Origin of the sequence: Endozoicomonas sp. ALE010, from assembly GCF_049310165.1 — a bacterium.
GTDB lineage: Bacteria > Pseudomonadota > Gammaproteobacteria > Pseudomonadales > Endozoicomonadaceae > Endozoicomonas.
Genome location: NZ_JBLYNV010000030.1, coordinates 13,846 through 39,467, shown reverse-complemented (window position 1 = coordinate 39,467; position 25,622 = coordinate 13,846). Strand labels below are relative to the sequence as shown.

General features: G+C 46.5%; 13 protein-coding genes. 12 read left to right on the top strand and 1 reads right to left on the bottom strand.

Translation table 11 applies throughout. From position 1 onward, the window contains the following. The first annotated feature begins 154 nt into the window (after positions 1–154). A complete protein-coding gene (locus tag ACO6UY_RS13615; RefSeq protein WP_422490250.1) occupies positions 155–5,134 on the top strand; it encodes a hypothetical protein in 4,980 nt (1,659 codons plus the stop codon). A 431-nt stretch (positions 5,135–5,565) separates the two neighbouring features. On the opposite strand, the gene ACO6UY_RS13610 is transcribed toward ACO6UY_RS13615, so the two are convergent. Next, positions 5,566–6,366, bottom strand: coding sequence for a cytochrome C assembly family protein (locus ACO6UY_RS13610; protein ID WP_422448698.1), 801 nt, complete (start codon positions 6,364–6,366; stop codon positions 5,566–5,568). A 595-nt stretch (positions 6,367–6,961) separates the two neighbouring features. Between ACO6UY_RS13610 and ffh the strand changes: the two genes are divergently transcribed. From ffh to ACO6UY_RS13555, 11 genes are all read left to right on the top strand, one after another. Further along, entirely contained in the window at positions 6,962–8,368 is a 1,407-nt protein-coding gene (gene ffh, locus ACO6UY_RS13605) for a signal recognition particle protein (RefSeq protein WP_422461342.1), read from the top strand. 315 nt (positions 8,369–8,683) lie between these two features. Next, on the top strand, positions 8,684–10,807 hold the full coding sequence (locus ACO6UY_RS13600) for a hypothetical protein (protein ID WP_422490248.1): 2,124 nt from the start codon (positions 8,684–8,686) through the stop codon (positions 10,805–10,807). Between the two features lie 609 nt (positions 10,808–11,416). Then, entirely contained in the window at positions 11,417–13,057 is a 1,641-nt protein-coding gene (locus tag ACO6UY_RS13595) for a hypothetical protein (protein ID WP_422468967.1), read from the top strand. 25 nt (positions 13,058–13,082) lie between these two features. Next, positions 13,083–13,352: a hypothetical protein gene (locus ACO6UY_RS13590; RefSeq protein ID WP_422490247.1), complete on the top strand. Its 270-nt coding sequence runs from the start codon at positions 13,083–13,085 to the stop codon at positions 13,350–13,352. A 246-nt stretch (positions 13,353–13,598) separates the two neighbouring features. Further along, complete coding sequence (gene rpsP / locus ACO6UY_RS13585) at positions 13,599–13,847, top strand: 30S ribosomal protein S16 (protein WP_269673688.1); 249 nt, start codon at positions 13,599–13,601, stop codon at positions 13,845–13,847. 13 nt (positions 13,848–13,860) lie between these two features. Continuing rightward, complete coding sequence (gene rimM, locus ACO6UY_RS13580) at positions 13,861–14,424, top strand: ribosome maturation factor RimM (protein ID WP_422448709.1); 564 nt, start codon at positions 13,861–13,863, stop codon at positions 14,422–14,424. A 99-nt stretch (positions 14,425–14,523) separates the two neighbouring features. Further along, positions 14,524–15,294, top strand: coding sequence for a tRNA (guanosine(37)-N1)-methyltransferase TrmD (gene trmD, locus ACO6UY_RS13575; RefSeq protein ID WP_422449562.1), 771 nt, complete (start codon positions 14,524–14,526; stop codon positions 15,292–15,294). Between the two features lie 111 nt (positions 15,295–15,405). Further along, positions 15,406–15,759 (top strand): 50S ribosomal protein L19, encoded by a 354-nt coding sequence (rplS, locus tag ACO6UY_RS13570; protein WP_101745198.1) that lies wholly within the window; start codon positions 15,406–15,408, stop codon positions 15,757–15,759. Positions 15,760–16,395: 636 nt separating this feature from the next. Continuing rightward, positions 16,396–17,328: a hypothetical protein gene (locus ACO6UY_RS13565; RefSeq protein WP_422467290.1), complete on the top strand. Its 933-nt coding sequence runs from the start codon at positions 16,396–16,398 to the stop codon at positions 17,326–17,328. A 538-nt stretch (positions 17,329–17,866) separates the two neighbouring features. Beyond that, the gene (locus ACO6UY_RS13560; RefSeq protein WP_422490245.1) at positions 17,867–21,799 is read left to right on the top strand and encodes an ankyrin repeat domain-containing protein; all 3,933 of its coding nucleotides are present in this window, start codon (positions 17,867–17,869) and stop codon (positions 21,797–21,799) included. A gap of 480 nt (positions 21,800–22,279) precedes the next feature. After that, positions 22,280–25,225, top strand: coding sequence for an ankyrin repeat domain-containing protein (locus tag ACO6UY_RS13555; protein WP_422490244.1), 2,946 nt, complete (start codon positions 22,280–22,282; stop codon positions 25,223–25,225). Positions 25,226–25,622 lie beyond the last annotated feature (397 nt).

The following is a 25,622-nucleotide window of genomic DNA, read 5'->3' as shown; positions in this document are numbered from 1 at the left end:
TCTGACTTCGTATGGTTACCGAACCATGAAAAGCCAGCAGGTGCATTGGACGCTTTGGTTGAACTAATTAATGGGTGAACTGTCCAAATTATTATTATTTCGGTTTAACTTAATCACATCGAAACGGCAAGGATTGCCAGAGGAGGTAACAAGCATGGATCCGCTCGGTATTAGAACACTCGACTTTAAAACAATAGATGCAACAAAAGAACAAGAGTTGCCTGATCAACGTTGTGTTAGTTTATCTAACCAAATGGTTAAGACAAGCACCGCCTTTGCCAGAGAAGTTGGAAAAAGCAAAGAGGTAATCCTGCCGATTACTGGTTCTTCCAGTCAGGCTTTGAAGACCAATGTTGATTTCACCAATAAGCCAGAGCCTAAAGTAGCAGTCATTAATAACCCGGCTGTGAAAATCACTGAGACAGCACTGGCAACCCCAACTATAGAGCCAACAAAAACCCCTCCGAAAACAGCCAAAGCCGAAACTGAGTCGTCCAATCTTCCGATCATTGATCAATCGTTGATTGACTCCAGTGATATCCCGAAAACGACCTTGCTACAGCATTATTTTCCATCCAGTGTCTCACCTGATGCCCAGACCATTGCCCGCCCCGTTCATGGTGTCCAGCACAGTTGCCGGACGGCAATCTGGGCCGTAGCCCTCTTGCAACAGCGCAAACAGCACCGCGATCCCCTGGCGCTGGCATTTCCCGACCACATGGTACCGCTGCTGATCAAAGCCTGTCTGTTTCACGACACCGGCCGTGAAGGCGATGGGCTCGATACGGAGGAGTGGGAGCGAGCCAGTGCTGACAACCTGATGGAACACCTGCGCAACTGCGGCATGGCGCAGTCTCTGGCCTGGCAGTGTGGTGAAGCCATATGCCACAAGGATAACCCTGAGGGCTGCGAGCTTCTGCCAGAGGCGATACAGACCCTGCGCAGTCTGCTCCATGATGCGGATACACTGGAGGTTATGCGGGTAAGGGAATGTTTTTACATGGACCGGCTGGAATGTTTTGCTGCCTGTCAGGATGATCAACAGAGGAAAGAGTGGCGCAAGCTGGCCGAAGAAGTCTGCCGGGTGATTGCCAGGCAGGGTGATCTCTGGTTTCCGATCAAGTTGCAGGACAGCGCCACAGATCGCGAACACTTCTTCAGCATCGGTGCCGCCAGCAAGTGTGAAAACAGGAAAAAACGGTGGGAACACCATCCTTCGCCATTCAGTTATCAGCTTTATAGCATAGGTGAACAGTCCGCTGTTATCCGGGAGTTAATCTCCCCTTATACCGAACACCCGGCAGAACCACTGGCACCCTCTTTCTCCCTGGCACAACTGACCGGTGCGGATATAAAAGAGTGCCAGGGCAGTTGGCCAAAGGGGCTGTATAGCGATCCCGTTAGCCAACAGGTCTATTACATCAAACCGACCAGCGGTGAGCTGAGTGCACAAAACCAGCGACTGATGGGCAACCTGGCCCGACTGCTGGGCATCACCGTACCCGAGAGCTTTGTCCATCAGGAACAGGGTCATTTTTATCTGGTCAGTCCTGTCCCCGAACAATGGCAGGGTAAGCTCAAAGGCGGGGAGGAAACCCTGCGCTCGTTATCTTCCGAGCAGTGGGCCAGATTGCTGCTGATCAATGTGATTGTCGGTAACGAAAATATGGTGAACAGTGACTGGGAGGGCATTGAACTGACCCCGGAAGGGGAGCCGGTGATGTTCCACTGGGACTTTGCCGGGATGGCAACTCGCTACCCGTGTCCTGAGAAACCAGAGCCCACTCCCAAAGCGGATGATTTTTCCTCCATGCCGGTGCTGCTGAATAAACTGCGGAACCCTCAGGCACCCTCCATGAACTCGCTGCCCATCCACAACCCCTGCGTCGATATTCTGGCACAATTGGATGATGACCTGCTGGGCCATACCCTGAAAGATATCTTGCACCAGCTTGACTGGCAGACCCTGGACCGACTGATCGAACACAGCGGTTTTCTGCCCGGCGACCGCAGCTGGTTACGGCAAACCATTCACGATCGTATTGCCTGGCTGACCACCCGCCTGCCCCATACCGTGGCGGCAGGTGAGCGGGTTTCCATGGCGGAATACCAGGCGATTGCGGCAGCGGGTATCCGGGGCGGTTGGCTGCCGGTCAAAGGCCGGGATATCCAGGGCGGACAGATCGGCATTAGCCAATTACTGGATGCCAATGGCCAACCCATTACCCGGATGACCCTCCAGTTATCCCCCGAAGCCGGCAACAAACTGGCGGATAACCTGGCCCTGGAACGGGGATTACACCTTCTGGCCAGCCGGGTTAAATATGCCAACCATGCCCTGAACGGCAATTACCGCGACTGGCGCAGTGAGCTGACCAGCCTGGCCAATGACTGTCACGGCCTGGCCAGGCAGCTGACCAACGATAAAACACGATGGTGTAATGAGCATCACGATACCATTGACGAGACCGTGGTGACTCTGCAGGACATTGTTGACAAGTGCCGGGCAGCGCTAACGGCCGACGTGCCGTCCATTGAAAAACTGCCATCAATTAAACTTCCCCTGCCTGCTCCTGAGTTTCCTGCACGAGTCAGCTCAAGAACCGGCGAAGAAGTTGATGCAAAAATACAACTGGCTGAATTCAGCCACGGTTTTGCCAAACTGACAGGCCAGAGCGTCAGTTACTTGAATCAGGAACAGCTGGATCAAGGCGGTCTGACTGCCTCACCGGTACATGGGGTTGAACTCGAAGCGGACGTCTGTGAGGGCGGCAGTCTACTGTTTTTTCCTCCGAACCTGCCTGATGCCCTTACCTTTGAAAATCAACTGATCATCACCTTTCCAGGACACGATAAATCCGTGGTTGAGGCGTTGTTCAGGGAACTGGCAGGGCTGGGCATTGATGGCGAGCGGCCAAATACTGTTGACCTGGAAGAGCAATGGCTGGACGCCCTGGCCGACTTCCACGGCTGCCTTGGTGATATGAACCTCGCCGTGGCAGCGGATACCAATATTCCGGTAAACACCAGCAAAAAAGCGTTTCTTAAACAGTCGCTGAACGTCAATGATGAACAACTGCTCGATTGCGACAGCCATTCCCTTATTCGCGCAGGACGTCGGGTGCATAACCGCCCGGGGTTTCCCCATGGCATTGGGGCAGACCCGGCAAGGAAGTTCTGCCCCGGCCACAGTATAAACTTTTGTCCAGACCAGTACCGGAGCAGTAGCAAGTTTGTCAACGAGAGCCTGCAAAATGAAGCGGCTCTGATCTCCTTTGGGCGACGTTCTCAGATAGGGATAAAACCGTCCGGGAATGCCGGGGGTATGTTCTTCAGAATAAATTTCAACACCAAACAAGTATTTACCCGAATCATGGACCTGGAGCAGGCAAATAATCTGGCGGATCAGTCCAAAAAAGAATACACAGGCGCCATGTCTGTGGTCCTGCAACCTGAAGCACTTCGCCGCCTGGATACAAAATTTTTTAGAGATCACCAGCATTTTAATAAAGACCAATACCCCGAACTGATAGCCTACATCGAGAATCAGAAAGTCATTCCGCAGTCAGTGGATGATTACCAGAAATTGATCCAGGGAGATGAGGATCAGGAAACCTGGTTTTCCAATCCTCTGTCCTTGCATGATGAGTTGAACAAACTTGAGATCAGTTCTCCTGAAGATCAGCAACAGTTGTTGCATACCCTGAAGAAACGCTATACCCACTGGCCCGACGGGCGACCGCTGGAACAGCTTTTTCAGCAATCCTGGTCCAACTGTTACCATGAGTTAACCTATCAATACAGCAAGGTTGACGAAAACATCAGAAATCTCATCAAGGCGTGTGGCGAAGAGAGCATTCAGTTGCTGGTTGAGCAAAACCCCCATCTGCTGGAGGGAAAGCTGGATTCGCTGGATGGCTTGCAGCTGAGGGGTGATTATGAAATATATGGCATTGATTTTAGCAACTGTTCCATGAACGCTACCGTGTTGCAATCCGTTAACTTCAAGAGCTGCACCTTCAACACAGAGGTGTTAAACCGCCTGACCGTTGACAACATTTCATTTAGCAGTTGTTATTTTCAAGGTGAGCCGTTTTCATCGTCGATATTGGACAATGCCAGTTTTGGCCCTGAAACTGAGTGCGATGGCTACCAATCTAAAAGAATCAATCAGCTTTCCCAACTCATTTATAAGTCGTGTGTTAATCAGCAGGGTGAGTTCAATCTGGCACAATGGCTGGAGTTGATGATGAACAATCATTTTCTGCGCCGTTCCTCAGTACCTTTGGATCGTTTAAGCCGGGATATCCTGTCACAACACATGGAAGAGATTATCCGGGATTATCCACATCAACTTATTGGCATGATCAATGAATTGCTCAACATTAAATTCAAAAATATTGACCATGCAATACGGTTTATCAGGAATAATCGAGAATTCCATACTGGCGAAATCAACGATCTCAGAGATCTGTTCTTTGATTTCAGAACCGTCCTCCTGAAAGAAGGAAATTATCCCGGGGGGAAAAGTGGCCCACTGAATGAATTAATTACCTTCAAACCGGACGAATGCAATGATCTGCCCCAGGAAGCAGTGTTGGCGTTGATTTTAAATATGATTAACCTTGTGATGTTCCCTCAATCCGAAAATGAATACCGGGAATTTGGAGTCAATATCAACAACCCGGATGATCACAACAATGACCGGAATAGCATGTCTGAGTCCGGCAGCCAAAGCACAGAAAATAGCACGACATCGCACCCGGTATCCAATGTCCTGCCTCTTTATAATCTGGATAGTTACAGAGCCCATCTTTGTCGGTATCACCTCAAAGATTATCGGAAATATATTGATCAACTCTGGGAAGAGTGCTCTGAAGAGCGTAAATTAGCAATCGCCAAACACTGTTTGAGTCAGCACAATGTTGCCGTTAGCCCCCAGACCACAAGGGAGTTTATGAAATTATTGCTGGCAAATAATCCCGAAGAAAAACATTGGCTGGATAACTATAACGCCAACATGGCAAAGCATATAAACAACCAGCAGGCGTGCAATCAGTTGATTACGGATCGTTTTGATTCATGGTTGCGTGACAGGACGGTGATTGACACATCCCTGCCAACCACGAATTAAGACGGCATCGGGATTCAAGAGCTGAAATCGCGACGAAGGGTGATTGGCACAGTCTTTATTCAGGGTGTGGTGTTTACGCCCTTCGACTCCGCTCAGGACGAATGGAGCTTGGGAGTCATTAATAGAAAGAATCCATCAAATACATTGAAACCATGCACCAGGACATGGTTTCAACGAGTTTGACGTGTACAATCTCCGTTCACCCTGAGCGGAGTCGAAGGGTGCTTGGCACGATCTATCATAGCCCGGAGTTTCCGCCCTTAGACAGGCTTCAGGACGAACGGAGTTTGGGTGCCATTGATAAAGAGAACCCATCAATGACATTGAAACCATGCACCAGGTCTATTCCCGGACAACCTCCTGGCGACACTCCAGCACGCCCACCATCCCAACGCCTCCCCGTTTTTAATAACTCTCCGGAACAAGCCCCTTCAAAAGCAGGACTGCCCGGAAACCACGCAGTCAAGCACCAGTCTTGAGCCAAAGTAAGCAAGTACCAGAAACAGGACACCGGCCAGAGTCCAGCGAACAGCCGTCTGCCCACGCCAGCCAAATCGCCAGTGGCCAATCAACAGTGCGGCAAAAAGACACCAGGCGGTGATGGATAATACCGTTTTATGCACCAGCCGCTGGGCAAACATATCTTCCAGGAAGAGAAACCCACTGCCCAGCGAGAGTGTCAGCAAAATAACCCCAAGGACCAGAAACTCAAATAGCAGCCGCTCCATGGTTTGCAACGGCGGCAGTGTTCTGATGGTATGCCGGTGAGTGCGCAGCTGGTGTTCCTGGAAGGAGAGCAGAATGGCCTGAAATGCCGCCACCATCAGAATGCCATAGGCCATAACCGAAAGAAGCACATGGGAAACCATGGATGATGCGGTGTTCCAGACAATATGTTCAACCGGGGCCAGCAGTGCCAGCACAATGGCCAGCATGGTGACCGGCAGAATCATCACCAGCAGGCTTTCCGAGGGTTTTTTCAAACTGCTCAGGAGCACCATCATGGTCACCATCATAGAGGTCAGCGACCCCATGGTGAACACGCCAAGGTTGATGCCCCGATCAGTATGGATGGAAATGTATAACGCAATAATGTGGAAAATCAGGCCAAGGGCGGTAATCAACAGAACCAGCGATTTGGGCATTTCACGCCCACTGTTTCGCAACCCCTGCCCAACCGTGCCTGCCAGATAGCAACCAAGCGCACCCATACTGACGAACATGACACTCATTAGCGAAAGCCTATTTATCCCCAAAGCAGCAAAAAAAGCAGGAAGCCCTCTAGTAGTACACGGTTTCAATGTAATTGATGGGATCCTTTATTGACCTCCAAACTCCGTTCGTCTTGAGCGGAGTCGAAAGACGTAAACGCCATACCCTGAGTACTGTGCCAATCACCCTTCGTCCGTGCATCCTTAGCTGAGTCGAAGGGTGCTTGGCACGGTCAGAGTCCGGAGTTTCCGCCCTTCGACTCCGCTCAGGACGAACGGAGTGCGGTGGCACGACAACCCGTCAAACTCATTGAAACCATGTACTAGCGCAGCTAAGCGTTGTTACCCATACCGTTCGTGCGGAGCTTGTCGAAGTACGGTGGCACCATCCTTCGACAAGCACAGGATGAACGAAGTGTACGGGTGTCAACGCTTTTCTACACCAGGGCTTCAACGTAAAGCAGCATCGGCAGTTTGTCATATTACCCGGCGCTAGACAAACAACCTTTCACCGGATCCACTGAAATGGATGCCGCTTTAGTTTTGATTCCTATATAATGGCCGACATTCTGTGCGTTCAACCGCATAAACACCTTAGATCAGGGTAATTCCCAGAATGTTCGAAAATTTAACCGAACGCCTGTCCCGTACGCTGAAAACCGTAACCGGGAAGGCCAAACTCACCGAAGACAATATCAAGGACACCCTGCGCGAAGTGCGCATGGCCCTGCTCGAAGCAGACGTGGCCCTGCCGGTGGTTCGAGAGTTTATCAACCGGATCAGGGACCGGGCCATCGGGCAGGAGGTTCAGTCCAGCCTCAGCCCGGGCCAGGCGTTTGTCAAAATTGTCCAGAATGAACTGATTGAGGTGATGGGTTCGTCCAACGACGAACTGAACCTGGCCACCCAGCCACCGGCCGTGATCCTGATGGCCGGTCTGCAGGGTGCCGGTAAAACCACCTCCGCGGCCAAACTGGGTAAATGGCTGAAAGAGCGCCAGAAGAAATCCGTTATGGTGGTCAGTGCCGATGTTTACCGTCCCGCGGCAATCAAACAGCTGGAAACCCTGGCCCAGGAAACCGGCCTTAACTTTTTCCCGTCGTCTGCTGACCAGAAACCGGTGGATATTGTTAATGGTGCAATTCATGAGGCCCGCATCAAGCACGCGGATGTCCTGATTGTCGACACCGCCGGTCGTCTGCATATCGATAACGATATGATGGCTGAAATCCAGCAGCTGCACAGCGCCATCAACCCCATAGAAACCCTGTTCGTGGTGGATGCCATGACCGGTCAGGATGCAGCCAATACCGCCAAGGCGTTTGGTGATGCCCTGCCATTGACCGGAGTTATCCTGACCAAGGCGGATGGTGATGCCCGTGGTGGTGCAGCGCTGTCGGTGCGCCAGATCACCGGCAAGCCCATCAAGTTTATCGGTATGGGCGAGAAGACCGATGCCCTGGAGCCTTTCTATCCGGACCGTATTGCCTCGCGCATTCTGGGCATGGGGGATATTCTCTCCCTGATCGAGGAAGCCGAGCGCAAGCTGGACCGCAGCAAGGCGGACAAGCTGGCCAGCAAGCTGAAGAAAGGCAAAGGGTTTGATCTGGAAGATTTCCGTGACCAGCTGCAGCAAATGAAAAAAATGGGTGGACTCAGCGGCATGATGGACAAACTGCCCGGCATGGGCGGCATGGCACCACAGCTTCAGGGTCAGATGGACAACAGGATTTTTGTCCAGATGGAAGCCATCATCAACTCCATGACCCCGGCTGAGCGCGCCAACCCGGACATCATGAACGGATCCCGTAAAAAGCGCATAGCCGCTGGTTCCGGCACCCAGATCCAGGACATCAACCGACTTATCAAGCAGCATAAGCAGATGAGTAAAATGATGAAAAAAGTCACCAAAAAAGGCGGCATGAGCAAACTGATGCGAGGCATGTCGTCCGTGAAAGGCCAGCTACCCGGCGGAATGGGTGGCATGATGCCTCCCGGTGGCGGCAAAAAGTTTCCGTTTTAACAACCCATTAATGGCCAGCTCCAAAAACAGGGCTGGCCATTTGAATTTAATAACAATTTTCATTGAAATCGATAATTTATTTCAATCCCGAATAATAAATAAAATCCACATTCCGAACATTTACGAATTTTTGCTGTCAAAGTTTCTGTGCAATTAGAAATCAGGTCAGGTAAAGGACCTCTGTTTTTAATCACTGCTCCTGTTCAGAGACCCAAATCCGGGCAAATGAATAAGGCATTTATTTTCATAAACCAAAACGAGCAATGACCTTATAAAAAATTAAATTTTGACCATCAGCATAATGGAGTATTCGAAGTGGATAAGATTACCCGGCCCAACCATGATTATTCAAGCTTGCCAGCAAGCCAACCTGACCCGCAACATCAAGACTTTACAGCTGGCCGTCCTCGCAGCAACAGTGTTTGCCTGGGTTCATTCGGCTTGACAAGAGATGGTGCCAACTGCACCAGCGAGAGTAATGTCGGTGACATTCCGATTCGAAATCGAATGATCGAAATTCCCGTTAACCAGCACACACCAACCCCCCCCCCTGCTCCAAAGACTGATACCGGATCGGAAGAGGCATCAGCTAGCCCCAATCAAGACTCGCCCTCATCATCTCCTCCGGATAGCCCCCCCCCAACATCCATTAATGGCTCGCATCTTGCCTTCTATGGCTTAATGATGTACTACACAGGAACTATCCCTCAAAAACAAAAGCCTGATCCCAAGAAGCCAAAGGTTGATCCGAAGAAGCCAAAAGCTGATCCGCAAGAGCGAAAGTCTGATCCGCAAGAGCAAAAGTCTGATCCACGAAAACAAACGCCTGTTCCAAAACCTCGAAAATCCATTGGCTCAAAATCTCTCCCGCAGACGCAAAAACCTGATCCGAAACAGCGAAAACGCATCCCGCAAGCGCAAGAACTTCCCCAGAGAGATATATCCGAGGGGCAAGTAGTTAAGAAGCAACCGGAGAGCCCAACCAGCACGGCCTGCCCTTCTCCGACGCCACAGCTAATACACTCATTCGGCAATGTTTCATTAACCATGTATTCAGGCATCCAGGCAAAAAACAACAACTGTGCACTGGCTGCCTTTTTTATGGCTCTATCAAACAAAGGCGCATTGAATACATTGATTGGCGAGATTGGTGCCGGAGCCAGTAAACTAAAATCGAAAGGCAAAATGCAAGATGCCAATACTCTGGATGAATTTTTACCGATATGCGAACATTTTCACTTTGATGAAAATAATAAAGGCTACATTGCCGATGAGGGCCTGGACCGCATAAGAACACTGTTCCAACTCCGCAATGGAACACTCAGCATGCCCCTTTCAATATCGGATATTATCACCACAATCCTCAAACGCATCTATGATTATCCGGATGCTGGAAAAGTCCCATCCGAAAATTTCGATATCCTTAAATATACAGAGTCCTCTTTGAAGCACAAAATAGTATCGATTGAAGCCGGGGATGGCTTCGTCACTATCAGTGACACACAGGAACCAGTCAGCAGTCTCAGGGATGATAGAATTCCCTCAATTACAATACCAGCAGGCCTGACCAAAGTAGTGAACAATAAAGAACAACCAAAAGGACCACCCCACTCCAACCCGCCAAAATTTTTTTGGACTGTCGACGAATACAAACGGGGTGAGGAACTTGCCATAAAATGTACGGATAAATATGAAAGCAGCACAGGCAATCTGGTCGGTAGAAAATTTGTATATTTTGGTGACCCGGTGAATAAATCGAGGGAGATGGCAGCCGAGGTTGAAGAACACTATCTCTATGGCGACTTTCCCCGTACCGTTAGTTCATCATTTATCAATAGCCAGGGAGTGCAGATATTCGTTAATCATAAGCTAACCGGCTTTAACAAAGACGAACCTGTAAGTGGCAGAATAACCGCAACCTCTTCTCGATTGGCAACAACCCTGCAAGAGCTGATCGATAATTGGCTCAGGAACACTAAGCAAGGAATGGAACTTGATGATTGTGCATTCAAAGAGTTGTTACCTGATAACCATCACTCCCCGGAAGTGTTGTTGGTAACCATCCCCAACTTTGGAACCGAGATCAGACCCGAGCTGGAGTGGTGGAAAGATGTCTCTATTCCCACTGCCAACGGAAAAAAGAAGGATTACGAATTCGCTGGCGCGGTCACTATTGAAACAGGCCATTTTGTGGGCTGGCGTAAAGAAGGCAACGTCCTTCATTATGCTGACTCCATGGGAAACATGGAAGGCACTGAGACAGTTCCCTTAGTCGTCAAAATGCCGCTGACCGGGGCTGAAGAAACTCAAGAAATGTTACAAGCCGCTAATAATGACAGTGAAAGTCAATTCGATGCCTATTGCTCGGCAAGCCGAAGGGTCGCCAATCTGGGGAAATCAGCAGCTCTGGTTATTCTGACACAAAAGCCTGATTCATAAACGATTCTCACAGGCGGTTGTTACTCTGAGCCCGAGCCGGTTGATGTTCTACAGCGTATCAGCCTCCACCCGGATCGCGGTATCAGGGAACTGACTCCACGACTCTGGACTGGAAAATTCGGGGCCAATCCATTAATTAAAAGCCGACCTCGACAAGCAGGGAGTGCCAGCCCCTTGCTTGAACGCTTACACGAGATGGTTGTTCAGGGCGCACAAGACCAGGAGGCTGTCCGAGAATAGCGCCCGTAGCGAGGATGGCAGAAAATTGAGGATAAAAAGTCGGAAATTTTTAGTGAATAGTGGTTCTATTTGCTAAAAATTTCCGACTTTTTAGACCAATTTGCTGCCACCGCACGACTGCATGGATGCAGGAGCTAGAGCAACGCAGGAGCAGTTGCCGCGTAGGGCAGTCTATTCTCGGTCAGCCTCCCAGGAGGCAGTGCTGTGGGCGAGGCTTAATGTCTACCTTAAGAACCGTAGCAACTACTCGTGTGATGATGATGAAGAGCAGAATATCCGCAAGTTTATGATCTATCCTAAGATGGTCTTCTTTCCTTTGCTGACGTGAGTCTTAAATAACATAAACTGGTATTAAATTTAGAGATTTTTATGAAGAATATAATTTATACGGCTGGTTTTTTGCTTATGACAAACACAGTCATTGCCGACGAACAGACAGACATTGTCAAGCAATGGATTGGTACAAACTTTGAGCTAATCAATGAACTGCACAACGAAACATTATTCTTCAATAAATACATAACCACCGATAATGGCTCATGCAAACTGAATGTGGAGGCTTCACTTGTCAGCGGTGAACGAAACACAACGTGGAACTGTGATGGCAATGGATATGGAATGCATATAGAATCATTCGGGGATGGTAACAAGACAGGGTTAGTTAAGATATGGACAAAAGACTCCGATGGAAGGAGATGCGGCTTGCAGTGGGATGCGCATCCTGGAGATGATCAGTTCGGGAATGCCCCCATTAATTACGACCAACATCAAGCCAAGTGGGATTGTGACGGTGATCGAGACCCTAGCTCTGCTGATGTTGTTTATCTTGATGATGTCCATATCTATAATGGAAGTCTTCAGTTTAAGATAAAGTCAAAGGTCGGTTATCTTTCTGACGATAATAGCCAATCCAATCATCGCAATGCTGTGTGGACCAAAAGAAAATCAGATGCTAACACAATATCTATTGATTTAGGCTGGTCTTGGGCTGATGAAAAAAACAGCAATCTTGTAGATATGTACGGCTTCAAGCCACCTGAAATAATCAAGCAACAATCCCTTAAAGACTACGAAGATGCTGAAAAGCAATACCTTAAGGTTTTAGATGCCTATTTAAATGAACCTGGGCATGCAGAACACACGACTAATTTGACTGTATGGAATGACAAAAATTCACCAGAGAATGGCTATATAACAGCTGTTCATTATATGGATTACTTCTTTATAGGAGGACATAAAATCAATTTCATGAGTAACAAGAAGGTAACAAACAAAAGAGAATCACATGGTAGAAGATTTTCAGCCTGGTATACAAACGGTGGGTTGCTATCAAACGCCCTTGGTCAGGCACAATATCGTAGCCGACAAGCAACAGGACCAAATATAAAGAAAGAGTTGAACTTAGAGAAAGCTGATACGATTTATTATGGGTACGAAAGTTATAATTATTCATCTAACACCTACGGAATGCCCCATTTTGATGACCACTGGGTATCAGCATCCATTAATAAGAACGATGACGTACGCTATGTCTTTACTTCTTTAGGTGATTACTATCGACTTCAAACCGACGGCTGGGGGCTTGAATACATCAACAATCGCTTTAAAGTAAACAATCATAATTGGCCTGGACTTGAGGATTATAGATTCCTTATTCGTGCAGGTTTATCATCAGCAGATGGTGACTATTGGTACTTCTTCCTCGCTGATGGGACTTACATTAAGTACTCAATCGCTAATGACTATGTCCTGGATGGCTATCCAGCACCTGTTAACAATTCCAGATGGACTGATATGGAGCAGTATAAGTTTCAAATTACCGGAGCATTTTACTATGCCGGCGACTACTATTTTATGCTTCGTGATGGAAGCTACATACTTTACGATTCAGACGATAGTGGAATAGAAAATAAAAAACTGGATGATTTTGATACAGGCTATTGGGGGGAGCGCTCTCTATATAAGCTAGAACAATGCGATCAACCGAAACCTAATATCAGCCTGTTTTAACATACATTATTTCGATGAGTTTGATGTGTACAATTACCTGGTTGTTGATGTTCTTCCGCGTATCAGCCTCCGCCCGGCCCGTGATATCAGGGAACTGATACTGCGACTCTGGAAAGAGAAATTCGGGGCCAATCCATTAAAAGCCAATCTCGACAAGCAGGGGTGGGTCTGCCCCCTGCTTGAACGCTTACGCCACCCGATGCCCGCAAAAGCACAAGTGGTTCCAGCTTGCCGGGCAGCGGGTAGCGTCTGCAGAAATACGGAGGTTATTTCAGACCGCTCCCAAGACAGGTAAGCACAGCGCCCGCATAGGGAACATACTTATCACAGCATATTGCCTCCTCCTCTGGTTTTCCCTACAATATGCGCCCTTTATGATTGGCTTGAATCCGATCATGGATTGGCTGATGGATGATGAAAAAGGAACTTTCCTCGCTCAAATCTGTCTCAACTCTTCTGGGTTACAGTCATACGTCCTGTGCGTCTGGCCAGTAAACCCAGAAAACCAGTTGCCGGAAACAACTATAGGAAACCCTATTCCATGGTAACCATTCGTCTTGCACGTGGCGGCTCTAAAAAGCGTCCATTTTACCACCTGACCGTGGCTGACAGCCGTAACGCTAACGGCGGTCGTTTCATTGAGCGCGTAGGTTTCTTCAACCCTGGTGCTCGTGGCCAGGAAGAGCGCCTGCGTGTTGATAACGAGCGTGTAGAATTCTGGCTGGGCCAGGGTGCTACTGCATCTGACCGCGTTGCCCAGCTTCTGAAAGAAGCCAAAAAGGCTGCGTGAGGTTAACAACCCAGTGACAACGGCAGTAGAGGGCGCTGTGAAGCGCATTGCGTTAGGCCATATTTCCTCCGTATTCGGGGTCAAAGGCTGGCTGAAGATTCACTCCAACACCAGCCCGATGGAAAACATCCTCAACTACCCACGCTGGATTCTTGACCCTGCTGGCCAAAAGAGCGGTGATGTTAAAACCGTTGAAATCGATCAGGCCCGGCCACACGGGAAAGGTCTGATTGCCCATATCGTCGGTTGTGACGATCGTGAGCTGGCCCGCAGTTACTGCGGTTACCAGATTACCATCAGCGCCGATGATCTGCCCGAACCGGAAGATGACGAAATTTACTGGCATCAACTGGAATCGCTGGATGTTTTCTCCCGCAACGCTGAGGGAGACAATGTTCTGCTGGGCAAAGTCAGCCACCTGATGGAGACAGGTGCCAACGACGTACTGGTCATTCGCCCCACAAAAGGCAGCATTGACCGTCGAGAGCGTCTGGTACCCTGGCTTACCGGATCAGTGGTGCTAGACGTCAATCCTGAGAAAGGATTTATCCGGGTAGATTGGGACCCGGAGTTTTAACTGGCCATGACGACTCAACACTCACCCCTTGATGAGCCAGCCGGAGAAACACTGGCAGAAACTCATCAGGACACAGACAAGAGCGCCATGGACATCGGAATGTGGTTCGGTGTCGTCAGCCTCTTCCCGGAGATGTTCCGGGCCATAACCGGGCACGGTATTACCGGCCGCGCGGTTAAGGAACGGCTGATTGAGGTACAGATCTGGAATCCCAGGGACTTTACCCATGACCGGCACCGAACTGTGGATGACCGACCTTATGGCGGTGGTCCCGGCATGTTGATGAAAATTCAACCTCTGCGTGACGCCATCCATGCAGCCCGCAAAGCTGCAGGAACCGAGGCCAAAGTGATTTACCTCTCTCCCCAGGGTCGCATGCTCGACCAGAAAGGAGTAGAGGAGCTTGCCCAGAGCAAGAAACTGATCCTGGTCGCGGGGCGATATGAAGGTATTGACGAGCGGGTAATCCAGACCGAAATCGATGAAGAATGGTCTATTGGTGATTACGTGTTAAGTGGTGGCGAACTCGCTGCCATGACTCTGATTGATGCAGTATCACGCTTTGTACCGGGCACCCTGGGTCATAAGGATTCCGCTCAGGAAGATTCATTTGCTGATGGTCTTCTTGACTGCCCGCACTATACCCGTCCTGAGCTTTTTGAAGGACAGGAAGTGCCGCAAGTACTGTTATCAGGCAACCATGCACTGATTGAGCGCTGGCGACTGAAACAGTCTCTGGGCAGAACCTGGCTGAGACGGCCTGACCTGTTGGAGAACCTTCAGCAAACCAGGTCACTGACCAGCGAGGAAGAAAGGTTGTTGTCGGAGTTTATTGCTGAACACTCAGCCAGGAGCGACGACTGTGCCTGAGAGTTTGACTCTCAAGCCAACCAGATTGTGCTATCGGCTTGTTTCGGATGGGCCATCTGAGTGAAACACAGCTTGAGCGGGACAGAATTGACTAACCAGGAGCAATTATCAATGAGCAAAAACAAAATCATTGCGCAGCTTGAAGCTGAACAAATGAACAAAGAGATCCCTGCTTTTAGCCAGGGTGACACTGTAGTCGTACAGGTTAAGGTAAAAGAAGGCAACCGTGAGCGTCTGCAGGCGTTCGAAGGTGTTGTCATCGGTAAGCGTAACCGTGGCCTGAACTCTGCTTTCACCGTTCGTAAAATCTCCAGCGGTGTTGGCGTTGAGCGTACCTTCCAGACTTACTCTCCGCTGATCGCTTCTGTGACTGTGAAGCGTCGTGGTGACGTTCGTCAGGCTAAGCTGTACTACCTCCGTGAGCTGAGCGGTAAAGCTGCTCGTATCAAGGAAAAGCTCAACTAAGATTCAGTTTAATTTTCCGGCAACTGATTTTTACACGAGTTTCTCAGAAGAGCGGATTGGTGAAACACCTGATCCGGGAAAAGCGGCGAAAGCCGCTTTTTTTTATCTGAACAAATCCTGTCTTTCGCTGTCTTAATAGGCCAAGAAGCAGTTATAAAGACAGTCATATTTATGCCGGATATTATCCAACCCTGCCATTCCAGCTTTGCCGTAAGAACAGCACCACTCAGTGACAATAACACTGCAGATAGCAGCAGTGCCACCCACTTCAGGGAGTCAGACCTACCCTCCACCAGAACAACAGTTACCAGCGGCATTGGCGATTCGAACTCCACCAGAATCAGTCACAGGCACGTCTCGACTAATACCGCCACAACCCACTCACCACTCACGTCAACGGCAACTCAGGATATGGCAACACTGCCTGAAGGGCCTGACTTTCTTCTGCGCTTTCCCGAAGAACACCTTTTCCTGCTCTTTGCTGATCCGGATGACATTATTTCCAGTCGTTCCCCACAGGAATATGAAGATAACGAGCCAGGATGCACAGCAGCCTGGTGCCGCTGTATTAGCCAGGTGTTAGAGTGGATTCAGCATGACCCTGCAGAGGCTCCCCTGATTTCCCGACAACGCTATATGCAGATCAACGCCTTACTGACCGAAGGCGTGCAAAACATGCTTGACAGCCATATTCCCGGAACCGTGCGAAAAAGGCACGTGGGTTACCCCTCCAGTGAACATACCCAAAAAGGCTTTATCCAGGCACTGCTGTACAAGCAACGACTGGAAGAAAGCTATGAGCTTTGCCGTGGCACCCATGGTGCAACCATTGCCACTTCTCCGAAAGGGAGCATAATTTCTGATACCAGACTGATTGCAAATTATACCGACCTTAAAGGTATCACCATTTCTTTCAGGGCATTAGGACCTAATGGTCCAATATCAGAAACAAACGGGATTGATAAAATTTTGTTCAAATACCAACTCATCGCCCTTCTTGAGAAAGAAATAATCACGCCGCTGAATACACAACTGGAATCACTACAGCACAAGAAAATCAAGAAGCCTGAACTGCTGGCAAAACTGATTGGAACAGTTGCCACATACTGGCCCAGACTTGAGCAGCTACATACACCGATGGATGGCACCTGCAGAACAAATTACATGTTAGTGCAATATATTTTTATGAAATTTGGTTTCCCTCCGCCGGTATTAATGGATCCAAACTCAATTGACCTGGTTCATACATCGCTTTGTAAACGAATCATAGGCATTGGCTTAAAAAATTCACTTGAACTCATGAATAAAAGAGATCAGGCATCAGAAACAGAAGCAATCATCCATCGATACACAAAACGATACCTGAAAAATTCGTTTTGCCTTATCCGCTCATCTCACAAATACGAAAAATACCTGATCCCGGATGAATTGAATTTTAACGACCATCACAAGACCCAAATGAAGCATCTTACCAGAGAGTTCATTGAGGTACTGGCTCCATACAGAGACACCACGCAAACCAGTACAAGACCACTGAAGACACCTTTACGCAGCCGAAAAAAATCATGATTTACAAAAACATCATTAAGCCCACTGCAAAAAGCTTATTGCACCACTGAATCATTCAACTCAGCCGGACCAATCACAATGACCAGCTTTGCCCGGGAAACAACTGGTACATGGTTTCAATGAGTTTGACGGGTTGTCTTGCCTCCGCACTCCGTTCGTCCTGAGCCTGTCGAAGGGCGGAAACTCAGGACTCTGATAGATCGTGCCAAGCACCCTTCGACTCCGCTCAGGGTGAACGGAGATCGTACACATCAAAATCATTAAAACCATGTACTAGAACAAAAGTACAGGTACCAAATCCCCGGTCCTGCTGAAAAAAAAGAACGATAGTATTGGAACTATTGATCAATTTTACGATCTGAATAAAAGTGAAATTATCAAAGTTCGTTAAAGTTTCAGTTATTGCCGAGCATTTCAGGTTCACTTACGGCATTTACCAAAAGTAGCACCATAGTAATGCATTATCAGGAAGTTCAAAGGTCAACAGGGAAACCTCAACAGGCTTTGAAAACACTTAATTAAAAAAAGGACCTGATAAATGTTCTATCTTGGCGTACTGATTACGAGTGTTGCAGATACAATTTCTTCAGCTCTTGCAACTGATCCACAGAATCCAACTACCGACGCAACCAATGGTGACACCCTGGAGCTTCGCGGTGACTTCGGTCGTCGCGAGGTATGCTGGAAGTCATCGGCCACAAAATCTATTTGCAATCCTCCGCCAGACTCACCATCGGTCCCTGGACAGAGTCTCGGGCAAAGAACCCTGTGGCCGCTCCATGTTGATGTTGATACCACGATCACTGACACACCCTCCAGTGAAGAAAACGGGCAAGATGCGGCTGCAAGTGGTTCAGCTGAACTTGCTGAAGCCATAGATGAAGTTAATGCTGCCATTGATACTGCTCGATTACCCGAAGAAACGCCTGAAGCTGTTGACCAGGATTCTACTGAATTACGCGAAGAAACGCCTGAAGCTGTTAGCCAGGATTCTACTGAATTGCACGAAGAAACGCCTGAAGCTGTTGACCAGGACTCTACTGAAGTGCACGAAGAAACGCCTGAAGCTGTTGACCAGGATTCTACTGAAGTGCACGAAGAAACGCCTGAAGCTGTTGACCAGGATTCTACTGAATTGCTAGAAGAAACTCCTGAACCTGTTGACCAGGATTCTACTGAATTGCACGAAGAAACGCCTGGAGCTGTTGACCAGGGTTCTACTGAAGTGCACGAAGAAACTCCTGAAGCTGTTGGCCAGGACTCTACTGAATTGCCCGAAGAAGCTGCTGCCGAAGAATCATTTGAATTACGCACAATCACTCCTGAAGACGTTGCCATAAATAATACTTCTGGGCTACCGGTAGAAACTACTGAAACTGCTGTTATAGATGATACTAATGAACCACCTGTATCAAATTCAGATATTACTGCCCTCTTTGGCACAAACCATGAAGATACTTTTGCAATGCCGAGTAATGACAGGTGGGTCCGTTATGACACAGGCACAGATACAGACACAACAACATTGCCACTAATTCCTTCACCTTCACCTTCAGCTCCACCACCCGATTATGAGACTCTATATCCTCATGATGCATTATTGGAGGCAGCGAACAATTTTGCCCCATCAGAGGCAAACGGGATGAACAAAAATCCCATCCCGGACTACCCTGAAGGGGCATGTGAATGGCCACCAGTTACTGAGAAGCCAATAAGTCCGGAAGAATTCAATGACGCCTACTATGAAGCCTTAGCGACTGGTAACTTAAATGCTATAGAGCACCTGAGACGAGATTATCCCCAGCGCATGATCGACCCTTTGCAATATCCGGAATCACGGAAATATTTATATCATCCCCTGCATATAGCTGCCGCAAAAAATCAGATGGCATCGTTAGAATTTCTTTGCCAGCTTCCGTGTATTGATATAAACGCCCCGTCACCTGAAAAGAATACTGCTCTCCACTTAGCTATCGATCACAATAACGTGGCAGTCGTAAAATTTCTCTGTCAACGCCATGATATTAATGTAAATCGGAAGAATAAAAGCGGCTTCACCCCTATTATGTTAGCCTGTTCAAAAAACGCAGACGCTCAGATAATAGATGCCTTATTGAATACTCAACCGGTTCTGGACGAGGAAAAACAAATCGAAACTGCACTTTCCTTCAGCGTTAAAAACAACAATCTGGAAACCACTAAAAAATTACTAGAATCTGGTGCAAAGGTTGACCAGAAACATAACGATGGAAAAAACAGCATATTTTATATTTCCTTCACTGAAGCCGCTGACGAAATCAGTATATTGCTACTGGATTCTCTGGAGGACGTAAATCAACCAATATCCATCAATAATGCCCGGGTATTGCATCTGGCTGCTTTCACAGGAAAAACTAAAATTGCTGTTTATCTGATTGAAACTCTTAATGCTTCAAGATTTGTAACTAATAAAGGTAAATCAATGCCAGTCCATTATGCAGCGTTTGGAAATAATGCAACAACATTTCGCACATTAATTTATCTTGGATGCAACATGTATGAAGAAAAAGGAAAAATAGAAAGAGACTTTTGGGAGATGGTAAAAACCCGTCTGGCTGGATATCAAATAGACCGAAATAAATATGGTGATAAAGGATATACGTTATTTAGAGAGGGTGGCACACCTTCGGAATTTTTTAGAGGTGATATCTATCAGATGATAAATCACCAGAAAAAATGTGGCCATACAAAAGAATCAATTAAAGCAGCAAAAGAATCAGATAGAAAAAAAGCGCTAATTATAGAGCAAAATATTAAACAAAAAAAAGAACTGGAGAAGAAAAAAATAGACAAAAAAAGGAAATCAGAAATTCTGAAACAAAAAATTAGAATACTTGAAGAAAATAATAAAAAAACAACTGACAATGATGCTGCCACAGGCATTACATTAAGTACACCATCGACACCTGAACAGCCTGCTCCAGACTCAGATCTCTCTGCTCTTGCTTACACGCACCAAAGCGGAAATTTAGCAATGCACAGTGAGTTGACCTGTTATGATGTAAATGACAGGAGGTTTCCACCAGGGTTCACCAACATGGACGACGTGCCCGGGACATCAGCAATGCCAGCCATGATGGAGAAGCAATTAGACGACAAAGAATTCCAAAACATGTACCTTAATGCAATCCAGGCAGGTGATATAGACACTTTAAAATACCTGAAACAAGTTCGTCCCGATTTAATGATAGACTCTCTGGTAGATCCAAAGGATCGAAATGCATTTATTCATCCCTTAAATCTGGCTGCCTCAAATAAGCAGTGGGTGGCGTTAAAATTTCTTTGTGCATTGGATGGAATTAATATCAATACTCGCATGAGTAATGGCGAGACAGTTCTTAATCTGGCAGTCTGCGAGAAAATGGAGGAGACTATACTTTTTCTCTGTCAGCAACCACTCATTAACGTCAATTTATCAGATTACGCCACCAGAAATACCCCTATTATTTCTGCCTGTGAGTTAAATTTGAGTGATCAGGTTATAGAAGCATTATTAGCGCATAAACCGAGTCTGAAGCCGAATAATTATCAAAAAACTGCACTTGGATTCAGTGTTAGAAACCGTAACATTACCGTTACTAAAATGTTATTAGAGGCTGGAGCTGACGTTGGCAAGGTTGAAGAAGATGGGAAAGACTCAGTGTTCTATATCGCTTTCCAGGATGACAACGAAGAGATGAGTAAATTATTAGTGAGTTATTTACCCGACATAGATCAAGCAGTAACTAAAAAAGATACTCGCGTGCTTCATTTAGCCTCTCTTTTAGGCAAAAGAACACTTATTAGGCACTTGATAGAGGATTGTGAAGCATCCAGATTTTTAGAAAATAAAGATCATGCCATGCCAGTTCATTATGCGGCACATCATGATCATTCACAAGCACTGTATGTATTAATCGAACTAGGATGTTCCTTGAACGAACGTCCTGGAAAAATAGAAGACGATTTCTGGCGAAAGAAAAACAATGGATTTTATTCTTTTTTGGCTGGACACGTGCCTCCAACTGTAGATTTTAAAAGTTACAATAAACCAAATGCGTGTCATTTATACTACCATGGTGGTACACCTTCAGAGATTTATGGAATGTTTGATATAACTCAGTTAGAAAACTTTGAAAAATCACTAAATATAGACATAAATAAAGAAAAAAATAAGGATAAAGCAAGAATGGAGGAAAGACAAAAACAGCATAAGCAATACATAGAAGAAAAACAGAAACAGAAAAGAAATGAACAAAAACAAATAAAACAGGAAGAAAAGGAAGCAAGCAAAGGAAAAAAAGAACTGAAAAAATTAAAAAAAGAACTGAATAAACTGAATTTAGAAGGAGAAAAACTGAAGGAAAAAGGAGCAAAACTAGAGACAGAATTGCATAGCCCAGAGGGGGGGAAAAAGACAAACCCATTTATCAGAATTTTGAGAAAAATATGAGTACCTATTAGAACTTATATATTTGAGTGATCTAAAACTCATTGCTCAGGTGCTATGCAAGTAGCAATGGTGTGCATAGTGCATCATGAGTTTGATATGTACAATCTCCGTTCACCCTGAGCACCCTTCGGCTCTGCTCAGGACGAACGGAGCTTGGGAGCCATTGATAGAAGATAAAAGGAACTCATCAATCACATTGAAATCTTGTACCATAATTGATCTGGTAAATTTGAAAACCATAATCAAGTGACTAATGCAGTCAAAGAAGGCAGCATTTGAACTATTGATTAGCTTTACGGTCTGAACAAAGGCATTAATTAACAAAGTTCGTTAACGTTCAGTTTTTGCACGGCATTTCAGATTCTCTTATGGCTTATCCCAACAGTAGTACTATAGTGATGCGCTATCAGGAAATTCAAAGGCCAACAACGAAACCGAAACTGGCTTTGGAAATACCCAATTAGACATAAGGCATGTACCATGTACTACTCCGTTGGCAATCCGGTTACTGTTACAGATACAGTTTTCTTTGCTACTTCAACTAACCCACAGAATCAAATTCCAGACACAACCACTAATAATAGTGGTGTTCCCGGGAATTCAGGTGACTTCGATAACCGCCACATTCACGAGAGTTTATCTTCTACCTCACTCTTTACCGATCTGTCATATTCACCATCGTCCCCTCCTCAGGCGATGAGCATCGGGCAAAGAACCATGTTGCCGCATCCTGTTGATAGCACGATGACTGTCCCGCCCTGCGGTCAAGAAACCGGGCATGATACTGCTGATGAATATCAACTACCGTCAGATCAACCACCAGACTACCCCCACAGGTCTGACGGTCCATATTTCAATCTGCCAACGTATGATGAGCTGTTCCCCTTGTTTCGAGGTCATGAGACAAACATGGCCATGACCCGGCCAGAAGAAAACGAGATTAACGAAAATCCCTTCCCGGACTCCCTTGAAGGGGCATGTGCATTGCCACCCGTAACTGCCAAGCCATTAAATCAGGATGAATTCAATAATATATACTTTCATGCCTGTCTGAGTGATGATATTGAGACAATTTTACAGCTGTGCCAGTCTGCTGATCCCAAGTCAATGAATAATTTTCTGACGCATCCGGACAACCCAACAATATCAGTTCATCCCCTGCATCTGGCTGCCGAACGTAATCAGCGGAGAGTGTTAAGATTTCTTTGCCAAAATCCATATATTGATATAAATGCTTGTGGGCCTGATAAAAATACCGCTCTCCACTTTGCCATCAGAAATCACCAGGGGGCAGCCGTACACTTTCTCTGTCAACAACAAAACATTGATGTAAATGTGGAAAACAGCCTCGGTTGCACACCTATTATTTTAGCCTGTGAAAAAAACTCAGACCATCGTATTTTACAAACATTATTGGAAAAAAAGCCGTACCTGGGCCCGAACAAAAACGGTGAAACTGCACTTTCCCATAGCGTTAAAAACAACAATCTGAAAACTACTGAAATATTAATATATAACGGGGCGGCACCTGTTGACACCATGCATAGTGATGGAAAAGACAGCATATTTTACATTTCTTTCACAAATGCCTCCGATCAGATTAGTATTTTGTTATTGAGTTGTTTGACAGACATAAATAAAAAAATATCCGAAGCCGGGGCTCGTGTGCTGCATCTTGCTGCTTTAACAGGTAAAGATGACATCATTACTTACCTGATAGACAGGCGCAAAGCCTCGAAATCCTTGACCAATAAATATAATTCCATGGCAGTTCATTATGCAGCGCATGACAATAACGCAACAACATTGCGCAGATTAATCGATCATGGATGCACCCTGTTTGTAGGAAAAGGAAAAATAGAAAAAGACTTCTGGAAAAAGAAAATAATTAATGGTCGTCATACACAAAAAATAGACTTTACCAAGGCAAATAAATCAAACGGAGAAAAATTATTTAATGAGGGTGGCACACCTTTGGAAATTTATGAAGGTGATAAAGTACAGATGATGAACTATGAGGAGAAACATGGAATTAAAAACAATGAAAAAGATACAAAACCAACAACAATATTCCAGAAATTAGTACAAAAATTACAATTACTGCCTACAGAAAAGCCTGAAAAAACAACCGAAGCTGTTGCTTCCACAGACACTACACCAAGTGCGCTACCAGCACCTGAACAGCCTATACCGGGCTCGGATCATTCTGGCTTTGCCAACACACATACAAGTGGTGATGAAACAAACAGGAATCCCGAAAATATCGATCCGGACGACGTCTGCGGGGCATCAGCACTGCCAACTATAATGCAGGCACCACTTAGCCGTGACGATTTCAATATAACGTACTATGATGCGTGCGTGGCAGGTGATTTAGACACTATCATGCGCCTGAAGCAAACTCACCCCAAGTTAATGATTGACTCTCTGAGAGATCCAAATGATCCAGAAGTATTACTTCATCCCTTGCCTCTGGCTGCCTTAAATAATCAGTGGGCAGTGTTAGAATATCTTTGTAAGCTGGACGGTATTCATATTAACGCTCGCATGAGAAATGGTGATACCGCTCTTAGCCTGGCTGTTCGCATGAACAACCAGGACGCCATACTTTTTCTCTGCCAACAACCTGGCATTGATGTCAATGTGTCGGATTCCAAACGTAATACCCCTATTACTACTGCATGTAAGTTAAATTTGAACGATCAGGTTATAGATGCATTATTAGCGAATCTGAAGCTGGGCCCAATTAGATACGCACAAACTGCACTTTATTCCAGTATTAAAAACAATAATCTTAACACTACTGAAAAATTATTGAATACTGGAGCCGTCTCGGACAGGTGTGGTAAATACGCAACAGATTCTTTGCTTTATTTCTCTTTCACACATGCCAACGATGATATCAGCAAATTGTTATTGAAAAATATGTCCAACATAAATAAAACATTATCTGTTAATGGTACCTGCGCGCTTCATTTGATATGTTACCTGGGCAAACATACACTTATCTCGTACCTGATAAATGATCTTGGCGCATCAAAATTCATAGAGACTAATCTACGTGCCAGGCCTGTCCATTTTGCAGCGCACAAAAACAATAAAGAAACACTGATTGAATTAATCAAACATGGATGCACCTTGAAGGAAAGTCGGGGGAAAATAGAAGATGAGTTCTGGCCAAAGAGCCAGGGAGCAATGTGCGCTGGGGGGGAATACATACCTCCAATAATAAATTATAACCAATACAAAAAATCAAATGGGGAGGATTTACACAGCAATGGTGGTACACCTTCAGAATTTTACGGGAAAGGTATAAATGAGTTAAAAGATTTTGAGGCTTCGCTGAATATAAACATAAAGGAAGAAAAGAAGATGGATCGAAAAACTATGGAAGAAAAAAAGCATAAGATAAAACAGAAAAAATAAGACTAGAGTTAAAACGCCGCACGGCTGCATGGATGCAGGAGATAGTACATGGTTTCAAAAAGTTTGACGTGTACAATCTCCGTTCACCCTGAGCGAAGTCGAAGGGTGCTTTGCACGATCTATCAGAGTCCGGAGTTTCCGTCTTTAGGCCCTAAGGGTCCTTCGACAGGCTTCAGCACGAACGGTATTGGTATCAACGCTTAGCAGCGCTCGGGCAGCCTCTTGGTTAAGGTGCTGTGCAAAGAGAACTGATACTATCTACACTATCGTACAATATTGGATCTATTGATTGCCATGCCAACCCCTGCTGCCGATATTCCCAGAATCATCGACAGCCAGTCTTGATGTATGGGGGAGCCCGCCTGGCAGGCTCTCCTGGCACAACAGTGAAAAGCTG

What these genes read in the sequence shown, in the direction of transcription:
- ffh (WP_422461342.1), top strand. Translation starts at nt 6,962, where the DNA reads ATGTTCGAAAATTTAACCGAACGCCTGTCCCGTACGCTGAAAACCGTA.
- ACO6UY_RS13615 (WP_422490250.1), top strand. Translation starts at nt 155, where the DNA reads ATGGATCCGCTCGGTATTAGAACACTCGACTTTAAAACAATAGATGCA.
- ACO6UY_RS13555 (WP_422490244.1), top strand. Translation starts at nt 22,280, where the DNA reads ATGTACTACTCCGTTGGCAATCCGGTTACTGTTACAGATACAGTTTTC.
- rplS (WP_101745198.1), top strand. Translation starts at nt 15,406, where the DNA reads ATGAGCAAAAACAAAATCATTGCGCAGCTTGAAGCTGAACAAATGAAC.
- ACO6UY_RS13610 (WP_422448698.1), bottom strand. Translation starts at nt 6,366, where the DNA reads ATGAGTGTCATGTTCGTCAGTATGGGTGCGCTTGGTTGCTATCTGGCA.
- rpsP (WP_269673688.1), top strand. Translation starts at nt 13,599, where the DNA reads ATGGTAACCATTCGTCTTGCACGTGGCGGCTCTAAAAAGCGTCCATTT.
- ACO6UY_RS13560 (WP_422490245.1), top strand. Translation starts at nt 17,867, where the DNA reads ATGTTCTATCTTGGCGTACTGATTACGAGTGTTGCAGATACAATTTCT.
- ACO6UY_RS13595 (WP_422468967.1), top strand. Translation starts at nt 11,417, where the DNA reads ATGAAGAATATAATTTATACGGCTGGTTTTTTGCTTATGACAAACACA.
- trmD (WP_422449562.1), top strand. Translation starts at nt 14,524, where the DNA reads ATGTGGTTCGGTGTCGTCAGCCTCTTCCCGGAGATGTTCCGGGCCATA.
- ACO6UY_RS13565 (WP_422467290.1), top strand. Translation starts at nt 16,396, where the DNA reads ATGCAGATCAACGCCTTACTGACCGAAGGCGTGCAAAACATGCTTGAC.